The organism is Bacillus sp. EB106-02-03-XG38, assembly GCF_058792175.1.
The window spans coordinates 82795-99070 of the sequence record NZ_JBYTED010000003.1 but is presented as its reverse complement, the minus strand read 5'-3'; the positions used below and the strand labels follow the sequence as shown (position 1 = coordinate 99070).

At 35.7% G+C, this 16276-nt stretch carries 21 protein-coding genes and 1 pseudogene; 11 read left to right on the top strand and 11 right to left on the bottom strand.

Annotated features, from left to right (window positions below; genetic code table 11):
* Nucleotides 1-95: 95 nt before the first annotated feature.
* A complete protein-coding gene (locus AC3WTI_RS14905) occupies nt 96-905 on the top strand; it encodes an alpha/beta fold hydrolase (RefSeq protein ID WP_087958448.1) in 810 nt (269 codons plus the stop codon).
* 201 nt (nt 906-1106) lie between these two features.
* Here the strand turns inward: AC3WTI_RS14905 and AC3WTI_RS14900 are convergent, their stop codons facing one another.
* The 3 genes from AC3WTI_RS14900 to AC3WTI_RS14890 all read right to left on the bottom strand — a co-directional run bounded on the left by AC3WTI_RS14900 (nt 1107) and on the right by AC3WTI_RS14890 (nt 4024).
* Nucleotides 1107-3251 carry an LTA synthase family protein gene (locus AC3WTI_RS14900; RefSeq protein ID WP_253621723.1) on the bottom strand — a complete coding sequence of 715 codons (2145 nt, stop codon included), beginning with the start codon at nt 3249-3251 and terminating at the stop codon, nt 1107-1109.
* 234 nt (nt 3252-3485) lie between these two features.
* On the bottom strand, nt 3486-3716 hold the full coding sequence (locus AC3WTI_RS14895) for a hypothetical protein (protein WP_087958446.1): 231 nt from the start codon (nt 3714-3716) through the stop codon (nt 3486-3488).
* Nucleotides 3717-3727: 11 nt separating this feature from the next.
* Entirely contained in the window at nt 3728-4024 is a 297-nt protein-coding gene (locus AC3WTI_RS14890; protein ID WP_087958445.1) for a DUF3986 family protein, read from the bottom strand.
* A gap of 120 nt (nt 4025-4144) precedes the next feature.
* Here AC3WTI_RS14890 and AC3WTI_RS14885 point away from each other — a divergent pair, with 120 nt between their 5' ends.
* Genes AC3WTI_RS14885 through AC3WTI_RS14875 form a run of 3 tightly spaced genes read left to right on the top strand, consistent with a single transcriptional unit; the run spans nt 4145 to nt 6727 of the window.
* Complete coding sequence (locus AC3WTI_RS14885) at nt 4145-5152, top strand: ABC transporter substrate-binding protein (protein ID WP_142286660.1); 1008 nt, start codon at nt 4145-4147, stop codon at nt 5150-5152.
* Nucleotides 5153-5163: 11 nt separating this feature from the next.
* Nucleotides 5164-5928 carry an ABC transporter ATP-binding protein gene (locus tag AC3WTI_RS14880; RefSeq protein ID WP_087958444.1) on the top strand — a complete coding sequence of 255 codons (765 nt, stop codon included), beginning with the start codon at nt 5164-5166 and terminating at the stop codon, nt 5926-5928.
* Nucleotides 5921-6727, top strand: a complete 807-nt coding sequence (locus AC3WTI_RS14875; RefSeq protein WP_097841563.1) for an ABC transporter permease — start codon at nt 5921-5923, stop codon at nt 6725-6727. Before AC3WTI_RS14880 ends, AC3WTI_RS14875 begins: the two co-directional genes overlap by 8 nt.
* 33 nt (nt 6728-6760) lie before the next feature.
* Here AC3WTI_RS14875 and AC3WTI_RS14870 read toward each other — a convergent pair whose 3' ends face one another.
* Nucleotides 6761-6988 carry a hypothetical protein gene (locus AC3WTI_RS14870; protein WP_000849119.1) on the bottom strand — a complete coding sequence of 76 codons (228 nt, stop codon included), beginning with the start codon at nt 6986-6988 and terminating at the stop codon, nt 6761-6763.
* A gap of 214 nt (nt 6989-7202) precedes the next feature.
* Nucleotides 7203-8318, bottom strand: coding sequence for a hypothetical protein (locus AC3WTI_RS14865; protein ID WP_087958442.1), 1116 nt, complete (start codon nt 8316-8318; stop codon nt 7203-7205).
* Nucleotides 8319-8410: 92 nt separating this feature from the next.
* On the opposite strand from AC3WTI_RS14865, the gene AC3WTI_RS14860 reads away from it, so the two are divergent.
* Nucleotides 8411-9085, top strand: a complete 675-nt coding sequence (locus AC3WTI_RS14860) for an HAD family hydrolase (protein ID WP_097841562.1) — start codon at nt 8411-8413, stop codon at nt 9083-9085.
* Between the two features lie 95 nt (nt 9086-9180).
* Here the strand turns inward: AC3WTI_RS14860 and AC3WTI_RS14855 are convergent, their stop codons facing one another.
* From AC3WTI_RS14855 to AC3WTI_RS14845, 3 genes are all read right to left on the bottom strand, one after another.
* A complete protein-coding gene (locus tag AC3WTI_RS14855) occupies nt 9181-9720 on the bottom strand; it encodes a DUF3267 domain-containing protein (RefSeq protein ID WP_087958440.1) in 540 nt (179 codons plus the stop codon).
* Between the two features lie 110 nt (nt 9721-9830).
* Nucleotides 9831-10310, bottom strand: a complete 480-nt coding sequence (mutTA, locus tag AC3WTI_RS14850; RefSeq protein ID WP_048529549.1) for an antimutator 8-oxo-(dGTP/GTP)ase — start codon at nt 10308-10310, stop codon at nt 9831-9833.
* Between the two features lie 84 nt (nt 10311-10394).
* Nucleotides 10395-10712, bottom strand: coding sequence for an HAD family hydrolase (locus AC3WTI_RS14845; RefSeq protein ID WP_087958439.1), 318 nt, complete (start codon nt 10710-10712; stop codon nt 10395-10397).
* Between the two features lie 83 nt (nt 10713-10795).
* Here AC3WTI_RS14845 and ytzI point away from each other — a divergent pair, with 83 nt between their 5' ends.
* From ytzI to AC3WTI_RS14830, 3 genes and pseudogenes are all read left to right on the top strand, one after another.
* Nucleotides 10796-10945, top strand: a complete 150-nt coding sequence (gene ytzI / locus AC3WTI_RS14840) for a YtzI protein (protein WP_000912935.1) — start codon at nt 10796-10798, stop codon at nt 10943-10945.
* 199 nt (nt 10946-11144) lie between these two features.
* Entirely contained in the window at nt 11145-11375 is a 231-nt protein-coding gene (locus tag AC3WTI_RS14835; protein WP_087958438.1) for a YczI family protein, read from the top strand.
* 319 nt (nt 11376-11694) lie between these two features.
* Nucleotides 11695-11799: pseudogene (locus AC3WTI_RS14830) on the top strand (DUF3953 domain-containing protein); the annotation flags it as partial.
* Nucleotides 11800-11864: 65 nt separating this feature from the next.
* Here the strand turns inward: AC3WTI_RS14830 and luxS are convergent.
* Nucleotides 11865-12338 (bottom strand): S-ribosylhomocysteine lyase LuxS, encoded by a 474-nt coding sequence (gene luxS, locus AC3WTI_RS14825; RefSeq protein ID WP_001141371.1) that lies wholly within the window; start codon nt 12336-12338, stop codon nt 11865-11867.
* Nucleotides 12339-12466: 128 nt separating this feature from the next.
* Between luxS and yidD the strand changes: the two genes are divergently transcribed.
* Entirely contained in the window at nt 12467-12703 is a 237-nt protein-coding gene (yidD, locus tag AC3WTI_RS14820) for a membrane protein insertion efficiency factor YidD (protein WP_000809334.1), read from the top strand.
* On the opposite strand, the gene AC3WTI_RS14815 is transcribed toward yidD, so the two are convergent.
* Nucleotides 12700-13263 (bottom strand): beta-class carbonic anhydrase, encoded by a 564-nt coding sequence (locus tag AC3WTI_RS14815; RefSeq protein WP_087958437.1) that lies wholly within the window; start codon nt 13261-13263, stop codon nt 12700-12702. The genes yidD and AC3WTI_RS14815 overlap by 4 nt on opposite strands.
* A 223-nt stretch (nt 13264-13486) precedes the next feature.
* Between AC3WTI_RS14815 and cydA the strand changes: the two genes are divergently transcribed.
* Both cydA and cydB read left to right on the top strand, forming a co-directional pair.
* Nucleotides 13487-14836, top strand: a complete 1350-nt coding sequence (gene cydA / locus AC3WTI_RS14810; RefSeq protein WP_061677535.1) for a cytochrome ubiquinol oxidase subunit I — start codon at nt 13487-13489, stop codon at nt 14834-14836.
* Nucleotides 14826-15854, top strand: coding sequence for a cytochrome d ubiquinol oxidase subunit II (gene cydB, locus AC3WTI_RS14805; protein WP_097841561.1), 1029 nt, complete (start codon nt 14826-14828; stop codon nt 15852-15854). The genes cydA and cydB overlap by 11 nt, the downstream gene beginning before the upstream one ends.
* Nucleotides 15855-16017: 163 nt before the next feature.
* Here the strand turns inward: cydB and AC3WTI_RS14800 are convergent, their stop codons facing one another.
* Complete coding sequence (locus AC3WTI_RS14800) at nt 16018-16251, bottom strand: spore germination protein (RefSeq protein ID WP_142286658.1); 234 nt, start codon at nt 16249-16251, stop codon at nt 16018-16020.
* Nucleotides 16252-16276: the final 25 nt, after the last annotated feature.

Here is a 16276-nt window from a genome sequence, read left to right as displayed (position 1 = left end):
AAGCTATAAACAATAATAGTTATATTATTGGCACAAAAAAATAAAAAAGCACAACAACGCTTTTGGGAAAGAGCGTATGAACAGGAGGATCATTCATGTTTGTTACCGTCGAAAAAGATGTGCATATTTTTGTGCAAGACGTTAATCCTGGCCCCGGTAGTAAAACTGTTTTCTTCGTCCATGGCTGGCCTTTAAATCATCAAATGTACCAATATCAACTCAATGTGTTACCACAGCACGGTTTCCGCTGCATCGCTATGGATATACGTGGGAACGGGCAATCTGATAAACCGTGGACTGGCTACACATACGATCGTTTAGCAGACGATATCGCCATTGTTCTAGAGGCACTTCAAGTCGAAAATGCTATATTAGTCGGGTTTTCAGTAGGTGGTGCTCTTTCTATTCGGTACATGTCTCGCTATAATGGTCATCGTATTTCTAAACTTGTATTAGTCGATGCCGTTTCCCCCTCTTTCGTTAAAAGTGAAGAATCTCCCTACGGTGTCCCAAAAGAACAAGCAGATGTCCTTATTAATCAAATGTATGCCAATATGCCTAAATTTTTAAATGATGTATCTTTATCATTTTTCAATAGAAATTTAGGGTCTGCTACGTTAGAATGGTTTTCTTACCTCGGTATGCAGTCTGCTTCCTACGCTCTCATCAAAATATTGCAAGCAGCAGCAAATGAAGACGTAACGAAAGATTTAAGTAAAATTAACGTCCCAACAAAAATATTTCACGGTGTTCACGATCAACTTATCCCATACAAAAGCGCTGAACTCACACAAAAGCGGATTAAAAATTCTCAGTTACACCCTCTTACAAATAGCGGTCACGGCTCTCCAATCGATCAAGCAGATGAATTAAATGAAGAACTTATAAAGTTTTTGAATTCATAAAAAATCTATGCAAAATCGTGTAATAGGAATGCAGTTTTCGAAAAACAAAATTCACATACTTCTCACAAATCAATCAATAAAACGATTACATTTTCGTTTATACTAAATGTACAAGTAATACTCCCTAACCCCAGCTTGTCTGGTTACCCCGTTAAATACTAAAAAAAGAACTTGTATCGTTATACAAGTTCTTTTTGTTTTCTATTTAAACAGTATCTCTTTACTATACTGTTTTCCAGCAAGTAAATCATATTGAATCATTTTATATTGCTCTAACATTTCTTTTTGTTCTTTTGTTAAATCCGTTATCTCTTCTCCATCTTTATTAACCTTTAGCTCATCTCTAAGAACTGGTATTTCTTTATGCATTTCCGATAAGAATTGATAAAACGGTGATTGGTTTAGTCCTGCATAATCAAAAACAAGACTAGAAAAATAAATTGGACTTACTAAACCTAAATTGTCATTTGGCAAATCAAAGTTTGCATACATTAACAATGGTGTTTCTGACATCATTAATCTTTCTCTTACCGTCTCTTCATTTTCTATATACCCTGCTTCTTTATAAATAGATTTATTAGTTCCTAACATAGGTAAATGATCTCCAAAGAAGACTAGTAAAGTAGGCCTGTCTAAATCATCAAGCTGCTCGATTAAATATTGCAACGCTTCATCTGATAGCCTTACACCTTCTGTATACGCTTCTAATTCCGCTTTCGATTCCTCTTCGGTTAATCCACTAATTTCTACTTTATTTTCCCCAAACATATTTGGCGTATATGGAAAATGATTTTGCATCGTCACCGCATGAATAAACGTAGGTTGTTCTCTCTTTTTTAATTCATCTATTATTTCTCTACTCATAGATAAATCACCTACATTGTCTCCAACTACTTCTTTATTTTTCATCGTGTCTTCCGCATTAAAATTATCAAATCCCAATGTTTTATATACATCTTCCCGTTTATAAAACGATCGATTGAAAGCATGAATTGCACTTGCATAATACCCTTGTTTTTTCAATTCACTTGCAATAGATGGCACTTCTTTCTGGCTTGGAATCGCTTGTTGATATGGTATAGACCCAGGCATTAAAAGACTCATCGAATAACTCGTTAACGCTTCAAATTCTGTATTCGCTGTATTTCCTCCAAATGTAGGAGCTATCGTCTGGCCCCCTGGGAAATTCTCCATATAACGATGTAAATTCGGCACTGGATCTTCGCTAAATGACAGATTTGTTAATTTTGTCGGATCCCAGAATGCTTCACTCATAATAAATATAATGTTCGGCTTCTCTGCTTTTTTTTGCGCTTTTACTTTCTCGCCATATTGTTTTTCTATATCCTTTGCAATTTGTTGCATATTTTCCTTTGAATATTTCTCTGGCTCTTTAATAACTGTCGTATCTAAGTTACTTAAAAATCCGATGACAAAACCATTCACCTTATAATTTGCAGCTTGATTCCACGCACGGATGTCTACCCCAGATTTTGTAAATATATTATTCATAAAGGTAGTAGGATAGTTACTATATGCATACAACATAAATGCAGAGCCACATATGAAAATAACCCTCATAATAATATGTGATTTTATAACTGGAATATACTTTCGTATATACATAACTACCAACACAATCAAAACAATGCTAATTATTGTAAAAGTTATAGTCTTAAAACTGAAATAATCCATAACCATTGGTATAACGGAATCCATATGACCAACCTGTGTGAAATCAGACGGATAAAATGGTTCTCCTCTAAAAATAAGTTTAAAATGATTCACCATCACAAAAATAATTAAAACTAAGCTAGTTATCGTTGTACTTAAGAAAACTCTTCCAAGCAAATTATATGCAAAAACGTATACCATATAAATAAATAGCAGGCTTAATATATACTGGCCATATTGTAAATACACCCATGTATTTACTACTATAAGGTTCATACCTTCCTGCACCATGATATACATCCAATTCATTGTATGAGCAATTAAAAATAATACGACATACACTCGAATAGCCGGCCTAAGCTTATGAACAATACCCTTATTTAAATGAATAGTGTACAGTAGTACACCCCACAAAATGATAATGAGTATACTTAGCTGTATTGTTCCATTGAAAAATTCTTTCGTTCTCTCGAATTCGAAAGACCTTAACATAACAAAGAATAGCGTTTCTAAACAAATCGCCCACATTCCACTAAGAATGATAGAAATTAATAGATTCTTTCTCGGTTGCTGAGCCGAGAAACTAAAATGAAATTCATCTCTTCTTCGTCGCTGTGTAAAAACATTAAAACGCAATTTATTCCCTCTTTCCTTTACCCCTTCGTCTCGCATCAACAAACATATTGTCATATACAAAATAACATATTTGTATACAGTTAGTCTCCCTATGTGTTTGTATTATACACGTATATCCTTAATTTCCCCTTAAAAAATACCCCTTCTTTATCTCTTCTATATTCTAGTAGCATAATAAATGAACTATGCTTCATAAAAATATTACCATAAGAAAAGAACCTACCAACAACGATAGGCTCTCCTTCATTTTAACAGATATGGGCATATTTATCATATAATAGAATACACCCATACTTTCCATATAATACATACAAATACGATAACTACAAAATCAAAAAGGTCTAATCTTGGGCCCTTTTTCATATTCATCTCTAGCCACATATGAACCCATTTTTTCTTTGTATATTTTTGGATGTTTTTCTTTGCAAATCGGTAAACGAGTACTTGCATAATAAAAAATCCGACTACGAAAATAAACAATAAAATGAGAAAATCGACCACAAAATTCCTCCCTATTTTTGCAGTGATTTTTCTACTATTTGATTCCTCAAAACCCACTCTTCAAACTGAGCACTTCCAAATTCCCAGCTAAGATCACGGGCATGTACAGAAAAAACGTAATGGCCAGCATATTCGTCCATAAATCTACCTGTCTCAATCTCACCTTTCTGAAGACCATATGCTCCAAAATTAAAATACACATCCCATACGTCTTCATTCTTCCTTTTATAAGCAATCGATTCCATATCACATTCTGTTCCGAAATAATCAAGATGTAAATGTACGCTATCATCGTATTCGTACTTCATTTTATCACCCCTTATATTTGTACTTCTTTATCACCAAAAAAATTCCTGCTATCTACACTCACATATGGGCACTTACCTACATATCATGCTTGTAGAGTGACTTCTAGGAGGTGTCATATAGTGAAAAAATTAATAGCTGTTTTTTGTATCATGTTACTAGCTGTTTTCACATTTGCTGCTTGCAGCAGTAAAAAAGAAAGTACAAAGGAACAAACTCAAAACATTCGCATCGGCGAAGTTACCCATTCTCTCTTCTATGCCCCTTTATATGTCGGGATTGAAAAAGGATTTTTTAAAGATGAAGGGTTAAATATTGAACTCCAAACAACAGCCGGCGGAGATAAAACGATGACCGCACTATTATCTGGCGGCATTGATATTGCCCTCGTCGGTTCTGAAACGTCCATTTACGTTCATCAACAAGGTGCAAAAGACCCTATCATTAACTTTGCACAACTTACACAAACAGATGGAACATTTTTAGTTTCGCGCAAAAAATTAGACTCTTTTAATTGGAATGAAGTAAAAGGTGTTACATTTTTAGGACAGCGTAAAGGCGGCATGCCGCAAATGGTTGGAGAATACGTTTTAAAGAAAAATGGCATTGATCCTCACAAAGATACGAACTTAGTTCAAAACATCGAATTTGCTAACATTGCAAATGCCTTTGCATCTGGTACAGGAGAATTTGTTCAGCTCTTTGAACCGACTGCAAGTATATTCGAAAAAGAAGGTAAAGGATATATTGTCGCTTCGTTCGGAAATGAGTCTGGTACTGTTCCGTACACAACGTTCATGGCAAAAGAAAGTTTCTTAAAGAAAGATAAAGCTGCTGCTGAAAAATTCACACGTGCTCTCTACAAAGCGCAGCAATGGGTTGATACACATAGCCCAGAAGAAATTGCTGATGCCGTTTCTCCTTTATTTAAAGATACCTCAAAAGACATTACAGTAAAGGTAATTGAACGTTATAAAAAGCAACATTCTTATGCGACAAATCCGCTATTAGATGTTGAAGAATGGAAACAGCTCCAAACGATTATGAAAGAATCTGGTGAATTACAAAAAGAAGTTCCACATGAAGCGCTCGTCAATACAAAAATTGCCGAAAGCGTTATTAAGAAATAGAGGCGAAGTGTATGAGCTTTTTACAAATACGTAACGTTTCTCACTGCTTTTTCGCAAAAGAGAATGCCAAACTGATTCTCGAGGATATGAGCTTACAAGTGGAAGAAGGCGAATTTATTTCTATACTCGGTCCAAGTGGTTGCGGCAAAACGACACTCCTCTCCATTATTGCTGGGCTACTTGATCCAATTGAAGGTATCGTCTTTTTAGACGGGGAGCCCATTACAACGAAAACTTCATCCATGGGGTACATGTTGCAGCAAGATTACTTGTTCCCATGGAAAACAATTGAAGAAAATATTATGCTTGGGCTTCACACCCGAAAAATTTACAATGAACAGACGAAAGAACATACTTTACAGCTTTTAAAGCAAGTCGGTCTACATGATGTAGAAGAGCAATACCCTCGTGAACTGTCCGGCGGTATGCGTCAACGCGCCGCTCTCGTTCGAACGTTAGCGACCGATCCGAAAATTTTATTGCTAGATGAACCCTTCTCGGCGCTCGATTATCAAACGAAATTGAAACTAGAAGATCTCGTTTTCAGCTTACTACGCAAATATAAGAAAACGTCACTACTCGTGACACATGATATCGAAGAAGCCATTGCGATGAGTGATCGTATTTATTTACTACAAGCGAACCCTGGGAAAATTGCAAAAACATTTATCGTCCCAGAAAGCATCCGTTCCTTATCACCGTTACAATCACGCCACCACCATGACTTCCCATCCCTCTTCCAAGATATATGGAAGGAGCTGGAGCGACTTGGATAATATAAAACAACTGCATGAACAGTTTCGTAAGAAAGAACGCAAGCGCGCATGGTTAGCACGGTCTTTACAGCTTTTACTGCTCATTCTTTTCTTTGCACTATGGGAAATAGCTAGCAAAAAAGAGTGGATTGATCCTTTACTCTTTAGCTCTCCTTCAAGCATTTGGGATCTCTTCCTTAGTAAATGGCTTGACGGTTCCCTTTGGGTCCACATATGGACGACATTACTTGAAACGGGAGTAGGCTTCATTCTTGGAACAGTGCTCGGCGCTATTATCGCTACTTTCCTTTGGTGGATACCTCTTCTCGCTCGCGTACTCGATCCATATCTCGTCGTCCTAAATGCCATGCCCAAAGTGGCACTTGGTCCAATTATCATTGTAATCTTCGGTCCAAATATTTCTTCTTCGATTGCAATGGGCGTAATCATTTCCATCATCATTACCATTCTCGTTATTTACAGCGCATTTCAAGAAGTCGATTCTAACTATATAAAAGTGATGGACACATTTGGCGCAAATAAATGGCAATGTTATAAGCAAGTTGTTCTCCCCGCATCCTTCCCAGCAATTATTTCAACGCTAAAAGTGAACGTTGGGTTATCATGGGTCGGTGTTATATTCGGCGAACTTCTCGTCTCCAAACAAGGTCTTGGCTACTTAATTAGCTACGGATTCCAAGTATTTAATTTCACGCTCGTTTTACTAAGCGTACTACTCACCTGCGTCCTCGCAACACTTATGTATGTGTTTGTTGAGGCATTTGAAAAACTTCTAATTGGGAAACGAAAAAGAAGCTGACTTAGGACGATAGACTATAGTCAGCTTCTTTCTTTACCTTTTATCACACATCTTTGTTTCATTTGTAACGTTGCCATTCGCAACGGTAACTGTATGGAAACAATCTTTCACACGTACTGTAACGACATTTTCTTTTCGATCTATTACATGATAATCATCATACTTTTTATTTAATGCACTACGAATTTGCTCTCCTTCAAAAATCGGAAAACCGTGAGACATTACCCAAATGAGACCAGCAACCGCAAGAATCGTTTTCATACGTTTCATTACCTCCTCGAGAGTAAACTTTTAGTCCCTACAATATGCGCATTATAATTGTGTCTAAATTGTGACATTTTTATACTAATTCTCTTTGAAAGCTTCAGTTCCTTCTTCTTTTTACAAAAATACAGAATTTTCAATTTTATCAACATGAAAAAACGCAAAGAATTAAAATCCTTTACGTTTTCTTAGCGACAATATATCACTCACATTATTGTCCACTTTGCTGTTCTATCGTTTTCGAAACATCGTATAATCCAGACAACACTTCCGCTCTCATTTTTACAAGCTCAGGGAACTGATAGAAGAACGCAATTTTTTTATATTTTAACTCCGATCCTTCTTTCACTTTTTTTGAATCTTGTAAGATAAATGCTGTAAACGTATCTGCAATATCTTCTGCTACATTTGTCGTTCCATATTGTGATACAAACTCATCATGCTTTTCTGTAAAAAATTCAATTTGAGTTTCTTCACTTTCTTCCACTTTCTTTTCTGCCCACTCCTGCTCAATTGGTTTCCAGAAAGAGGTATAAAATTGATTAATATAAGATTTTTCTTTCGCACATCCCTCTTGTAAGAAAAGAGTTTCACAATTATTTCTGTACGTTGAAATATCTTTATCTTCTTCAAAATCCTTTACATACTTTTCATCCACTGGTATTTGCTTATGTCCGAGCGTCAACACGTGAGCCGTCTCATGAATTAATGTTTTCATCACTTCATCAATATTTACCGCAGAATCAAGCGTATCTAAGCTAAGAACCCAATCTTTCGGATTCTCCATACTCGGCATAACGTGGGCAACAACACCGTCATAACCATCCGTTATTAAATCAAATTCTGTTATATTTCCGCGATATTTAGCTGGGATGAGGGTGCGGTACATATCCCATAAATCTTTATGATACCCTCTATCTTGCCGTTGTTGTAGCACCTCTTCTTTCGCTTCTTTATCTTCAGCGAATACTTTATTTAAACGTTTCCGTTCTATTTTTTCAAAATAAGGATCTACAATTTCATCACCATCAATATAATAAGAAGCTAAAAAGAAATAATTTTCATCATCATCTTCTTTTTTCTGCTCTGCCTCTTTCATATCCGCACTCTCACGCTCTTCTATATGATAATCTTCTACTGCTTCAAGCTCAGATAATCCATCTACTTTTTCATATACTTTTTGAAGTTTCTTATCTCCTATTTCCACGCATTCTTCTTCTGTTTTACAAATTTCTTTTTCTTTCACACTCTTCATAGAACTATCGCACCCTGCTAGTAAACCGATTGCGACGATACCCCCTACTACCTTGCCATACAGTCTCTTCATATAATCCTCCATTATTCCATTCTACAAAAATATAATAATCATTTTTTAACGAATATGCGATAATTAATTATAAAAATGTAAGGAGGTTTCCTATGATTCGAGCAGTCTTATTTGACTTAGATGGAACACTATTAGATCGGCGCCAATCTCTAGAACAATTTATTCATGATCAATATAATCGCTTTCTCTCTCACTTAAGAAGTATAGAAAAATCAGAGTATTGTTCTCGGTTTCTTGCACTCGATAATAATGGCTATACATGGAAAGATAAAGTATATGCTACTCTCCTTTACGAATACAACATTACTACTTTAACGCCAGAGCAACTGCTGCACGACTACATTACTAACTTTCAACATCATTGTATTCCTTTCCAAAAAATGCATGAATTACTTCAGCATTTAACACAACAAAATATGAAAATCGGCATTATAACAAACGGCTTTACTGACTTTCAAATGAACAATCTTCGCGCACTAAACATACATACGTATACAAATACAATTCTCGTTTCTGAAGCGGAAGGAATTAAAAAACCACATCCTGAAATTTTCGAACGAGCCTTGCAAAAGCTAGACGTTAAGGCCTCAGAATGTCTTTACGTTGGAGATCATCCAGAAAACGATGTGCTTGGTTCTGAACGAGTAGGGATTCTTGGTGTGTGGAAGAGAGATTCATTTTGGGGTGACTTTGAGCATCCACGTGTAGTGAACGATTTGTTGGAGGTGCTTTCCTTTTTAGAAGTAAAGATGAAAACAATACGATAGTACATGGAATTTTATTAGTGATATAGTAAGGAATATCAACTTATCAACAAAAAATTATAAGAGGAGGCCGTTATTCAAAAACGCCTCCTCTTCCTTTATGATTCATATACTGTAAACTGTGGTTTACTCGGATGATCTTTCACTATCGCATCGTCTGGAAACTTTGAAACTTTTCGATATAGGGCTATGTCACCGATACAACCTGCTGTTAGTAGAACTCCTAAAAATGAGATGGATTGCACATTCGTAGCTAACCCAATTACAATTGGCAAAATTCCAGTTGGTAAAAACGGCAGCATTAACACTTTCTTCATTTGCTTTACTGTGATTGCCTGTTTAGAATGAGCATATGCAACACCCAATTTCCAATTGACGCCCCATTTTAATTCACTCCACGGCACACCTCCGATATAGCGAAACCCAATTAAATGTATCGCTTCATGAATACAAATGAGAACAAGCATTGCGATAATAAAAAGAAATGTAGTTGGTAACGTAAATTCCAATTGAACCCCGCCTGAAAGAAATGCATGCAAAAAACTAATTCCAAATGCCAAAACAAATATTATAAGAAATGCATAGATATTTAATTTAACCATTGAAATAGTAACAGTCGTTTCCTTTCCCTTATCCATCTTTCCCCTCCTAAAATGTAAATATATCTTTACAAAATTGTATAATATACCCAAAATAATATAAAGATATATTTACATTTGTTCTTACACAAAAAAAGAAACCGGCCACTTTACTTCGTAAAACAGCCGATTTCTTCTATATGTTTCATCGTACGCGCCAATACATCGTCGCGCATTATAAAGCTAAATTTTCTATCCGTTTTAATGTTGTCAGGAATTTCTGTTAATAAAACAGATCCTTTCGTTTCTTCGTAATGCGTATGTTCTTCTACCGCACTAATTGTTGCAAAATAAATGTTTTTAATGATTATTTTGTCTTTTCCAGATACTTTATATTGTCCTAAGTAAGTTAAATCAGAAACTATGCCGCCGGTTTCTTCATGAACCTCTCGAACTGCCGCTTCTTCCGGTGTTTCCCCGAGTTCCACTTTACCACCTGGAAATTCAAGACCGCGACGTAAATGATGCGTTAATAACCATTGATCCCCGTACCGGCATACAACCCAAACATGCTTTGGCTCAGGAGAAAATGGATAACGTTCAAACGATAATTGTACAGTGTTGTGGTAATAATCTTTAAATTTGTACATGCCATTACTCCCCTATTGATGGTTACAAGTTTTTCCTACCACAAATTGTAGCATATTCTCGCTTTTCTGCATAATATTATCCAATTATAATCCATTGATTATTCCCATTTGCGCGACTAATTCTTTCGTCTCATGATTTCCTAAATCGTAAATCATTTTATATGCTTTTTGTAGTTGTTCATCATATCGGTCATTATTTGAATCGTGATGATACTCAACAAATGGAACGTGAGAACGTACAAATGAGCCTAAATCTTCTGCATACGCTTGATCAAAGTACTCTCTTAACTCCGTAATTTCCTCATCACTTGCGGCAATCTCAAAATTATACGTATCCGCCGTCTTCACTTGTGAAATTTGACCGTTTCCTATTGATATATAATATGTTTTTTTCGTCTCCATGTAACACCCTTCTTTCATCCTTTTAATTTCTATTGTTTTCATCAAATACAAAATTATGTAAAATAAAGAAAAGGAGGGATTTCATGCTGAAAATATTAATTATCGGTATTATCATCGTCCTAGTCATACTAGTACTCTCCGTCATGACGATTAACAAAGGCTACGCTTATAAACATTCTGTTGATAAACCAGAAGATAACCCTTATACAAAAAACAGCAAGAAGAATTCATAATACGCTTCGTATACTACTTATTTTAGCCCACATCATATTCAGTATTAATTTACTGGCAGGTCAACATACCTTTCTACTACTTTCACAATTTCTATTAGAAGCTTTACTACCCTTAAACAAATAAAGAAAAAGATTCAGGAACCGGATTTATTTGGATTTTCCTCATTATTAGCTATATAAAATAACAGGGGGAATATATATGCTAAAAGGATTACAGATTACTTTTGCACTCATTGCATTATGTATAACAATATACGGATATTTTACTGGTAATAGAGAAATGATGCCGTATATGTTCATTTTCTTAGGATTAATGGCTTTCACTATAGGGCTAGGAGAAATAAAACAAGAAAGAAAATCTAGTGGCATACTTGCTTTTCTCGCTGGATCTGGCGCTTTATTTCTTAGCTTCTCAGAACTATTCCGATAAATAGTCTATTTAAAAGGAGGTTATATAATGCTAACCGGATTACGGATTGTTTTAGGACTTATTACTCTTCTCGGACTCTCTCTTTGCACTTATGCCCTTATTACCGATAATTTTTCACTTCTCCCATACGTACACTTTATTCTCAGTTGTTCCTTTATTCTTCTAGGAATTAACGAATTGCAATCCGGACGAAAATCAATGAGTATTCCATTTTTTTTCGTTTCTAGTCTTATATTCTTCTTTTTAATATCGAACTACTTTCGCTACATGTAGAATGAAATTCCAATCAATTTAGCATTTATAATTATTTTCTTTCTACTTTGGAATTGATGAAATACAGAAACAGGAAAAAGCAAAAGCATTTGTTTATTTTCTCGGTTCTGCCTTTGTTTTATATATTAGGGTGTCTAGTATATTTTCATAAAAAAGAAGAACATAGTCGCCCTTAATCCAATAAAAAAACTGCCCTTTCACAGGCAGTTTTTCTTTCTATCCAAATACTTTCTCAAGTTCATCTTTATCTTGGCTTAACCAGAAGTTCATTAAGCGCTGCGCTCCTTCTAAGTCGTGAAGCTTCGCTTGACCACACTGCGTTTCATTTGCAGCTGGAATTTCTGTAATTTGAACCGCATCTTTTAATGTTAGTTCTAATAAATCAATGATTTCTCGAACTGTCGGTGTTCCGCTTACTACAAGATAATATCCTGTTTGGCAGCCCATTGGTGAAATATCGATAATATCGAAATGCGGATAACGATCAATATATTTACGTAAATTAAATGCTAATAAATGTTCTAACGTATGAATAACATCTGGTTTCATTGCTTGTTTATTCGGTTGGCAGAAACGAATATCGAATTTATTTACAATACCGTCACTACCTACATTGTGAACTCCGCAATGTCTTACATAAGGCGCCTTTACAATCGTATGATCTAATTCAAAGCTTTCTACTGATGGCATACAACATCTCTCCCGCTTTTAATTTAATTCCGTTATATCCAATATGATATAACGGAAATCGACATTAGTAAAGTATTATGTACAGTCGTGCTATAATACTTTAAGACTATGCTGAAAAGGAGACCATTATGAAACAGATTTTTATTGGGATTATACGCTTTTATCAAAAGTTCATTTCTCCAATGACACCACCAACGTGCCGCTTTTACCCAACTTGCTCTCATTATGGATTAGAAGCGTTTCAAAAACATGGTGCCCTGAAAGGTTTTTGGCTTACATGTAAGCGTATATTAAAATGTCACCCTTTCCACCCGGGAGGATTTGATCCTGTCCCAGATAAAAAGGATGACAAAGTAAATTCTTAATTGTCGTAGCCATTCACAACTAAATCTAATTTTCCTGTGTCAGGGTTAATAACAAGACCGTGAACAGGTACTTCTTCAGGAAGTAACGGATGGTTACGAAGTACTGATACGCTATGTTCTACGCTTTCTTCTACACTAGAGAAGCCACGCAGGAATTGTTCTAAATCGATTCCAGAATAACGAAGTGTATCTAATTTTTCTTCTGTTACACCGCGCTCTTTCATCTTCTCAATTGTACTGCTCGCTTGAATTTTAGCCATACCGCAATCGTGGTGACCAACTACACATACTTCATCAGCACCAAGCTCGTATACAGCAACTAAAATACTACGCATAATACTTCCGAATGGATGTGAAATAACAGCGCCTGCTACTTTAATAATTTTCACATCACCGTTACGCATATTCATCGCTTTCGGTAATAGTTCAACAAGACGTGTATCCATACAAGAGATAATAACCATCTTTTTGTTTGGAAATTTCCCTGCTACAAACTCTTCATACTTTTTCTCTTCAACGAATTTTTCATTGTACTGCATAATCTCTTCTAATGACTTCATAGTAGGAATCCTCTTTTCTCTCATTTACACTACATCCATAGTGTACCAAAATATGAAAAACACAAAAAGCATATTGTAATATTATAAAAGCAATATATTTTTAGATAACCGACATAATTCTTTCAAAATATACACACAGCTTTGTAACAAGTCTCACATACCACACTCTTATTTTCACTATAAACTAATTGTAGATAATGTAAAAAAGGAGTGAATATTTATTATGTCCGACGTTCTGTTACTGAGTCGTTTTCAATTTGCAATTACTATTTTTTATCACTTTTTATTTGTACCTTTGACAATCGGACTTGTTATTTTAGTGGCATGTATGGAAACTCAATACGCCCGCACATTGAATCCAACATATCGCAAAATGGCAAACTTCTGGGGTAAATTATTTACAATTAATTTCGTCATGGGGATTATAACCGGGATTACGATGGAATTCCAATTTGGAACAAACTGGTCTGAGTACTCCAAATATATGGGAGATATTTTCGGATCTCCTCTTGCAATCGAAGCACTCGTTGCCTTCTTCTTAGAATCTACTTTCATGGGAATATGGTTATTCGGTAAAGACAAAATTTCACCAAAGTTCCGTGCTTTCTGTATGTGGATGGTTGCACTTGGAACAAATATTTCCGCACTTTGGATTATTACAGCAAACGGCTTTATGCAAAATCCGGTTGGCTACGTCGTACGTAACGGCCGCGCTGAATTAAATGATTTCTGGGCACTTGTTACAAATCCATACGCTTGGAACATGTTCTTCCATACTGTAATTGGTTGTTATATCGTTGGTGCTTTCTTCGTTATGGCAATTAGTGCTTATCATTTATTACGTAAAAACGAAGTGGAGTTCTTCAAAAAATCATTCAAATTTGGTTTACTGTTAGGTTTATTCGCTGCAACTGTTACACCGTTTATGGGGCATCAGTCTGGTGTATCCGCAGCTAAATATCAACCAGCTAAAGGTGCTGCGATGGAAGCTGTTTGGGAAACTGGAAAAGGACAAGGATTCTCGATTGTTCAAATTCCTGATGTAAAAAATGAAAAGAACTTTGAATTCCTTACGATTCCAAAGTTAGGAAGTTTCTTCTACACAAACTCATTTGATGGAGAGATTGTTGGTTTAAAAGATATCCCGAAAGAAGATCGCCCAAACGTTAACCTCGTGTACTATAGTTTCCGCTTAATGGTTGCACTTGGTATGTTCTTTATGGCATTAACTTGGTATGGCTTCTACTTAAACCGAAAAGGAAAACTAGAAAACTCAAAACGTTATTTAAAAATTACAATGTGGTCTGTTTTACTACCATATATCGCAATTAACGCCGGTTGGATTGTTGCCGAAGTAGGTCGTCAACCATGGACAGTTTATAAACTAATGCGTACAGCAGAATCTGTATCACCTATATCTGTTCCGCAGATTTGGTTCTCATTAATTAGTTTAATATTGTTCTATACTCTACTCTTAATTGCAGACGTATACTTAATGCTAAAGTTCGCGAAAAAAGGCCCTGCTGCATTAGAAGAGCCTGCTACTGAAGGAGGTACAGCTCATGTCTCATGATATGCTCGCAATTATCTGGTTCGGTTTATGGGGCGTAATTTGGACAGTTTACTTCATTCTTGATGGGTATGCACTTGGTAACGGAATGATTTTTCCTTTCGTTACGAAAGACCGCCAAGAACGAAATCAATTACAAGAAGCAATTGGCCCTTTCTGGGGTGGTAATGAAGTATGGTTAATTACAGCTGGTGGTGCAACATTTGCTGCCTTCCCAATTACGTATGCAAATATGTTTAGTTATCTATATACACCGTTATTCTTAGTATTACTTGCACTATTTGCTCGTGCTGCTGGACTTGAATTTATGCATAAAGATGATTCACCAATTTGGCAAAAAACTTGTAAATGGGCATTTGCAATTGGTAGTTTCCTAATCGCCTTCTTATTCGGAGTTACGTTCGCTAACCTGTATTACGGATTACAAATCGGAAAAAATGGCTATGAAGGAAATTTACTTAGCTTACTCAATCATTACGGTATTTTAGGAGGTCTGTTCTTCACTGCTATATTCGTCGTATCTGGTGCCCTTTGGGTTATGATTAAAACGACTGGTGATGTATCTGATCGTGCTTATAAAATCGCAAGACCATTTTCAATGGCTGCTGCTATCATTTTAGCTATTTTCTATGTAGCAACTGCAAATCGTACAAACTTATTCCAAAACTTCACAGAATATCCGGTCCTATTCATTCTTCCCGTACTTGCCATGTTAATGAGTGTACTCGCACTTATTATGGTGTACAAACATAAAATTGGTCTCGCATTCACATTCGTCTGCTTAACAATCGCAATGTTTATGACGACTGGTTTTGCAGGCATGTTCCCAAGAATGTTACCGTCACGTATTAACGACGCATACAGCACAACGTTATATAACGCAGCGGGTAGCCAGTTAAACTTAAAAATTATGTTCTTCGTGGCGATGGTTATGGTACCAATTGTTATTGGATATCAACTTTGGAGCTACAGTATATTTAAAAATAAAATCCATAAAGACTCTGCTAAAGGGTATCACTAAAATGAAAAAGACACTTCGTTTGAAGTGTCTTTTTTACGTATGATTTTTGATAGGATGTTATATTTCTAATCTAACAACTATAATACAGAAGAATCATTAACAGCTCACAGCTAGATTGTAGCACAGGACAAGTTCATCATTGTATGCAATTTTACATATTTATCTATAAAGTAAATTGTATTCCCTGATCATTCGCATCGCTATCCCTTACATCCGCTGTACTAATACCACTAAATGTTTGTACTTTCATTCCTGTATTCGATGATCCCGATCCATTATAAGCTTTCGTTTTTTCAATTGGCTGCACGTTATATTTATCACCTAAGTTAATTGTTCCGTTACAATTTTCAATAATAACACCTTCCACAACTGATGGCATTTTGTCACCTACTTTCATTTCGTTACTTTTAGTGTATGAGAAT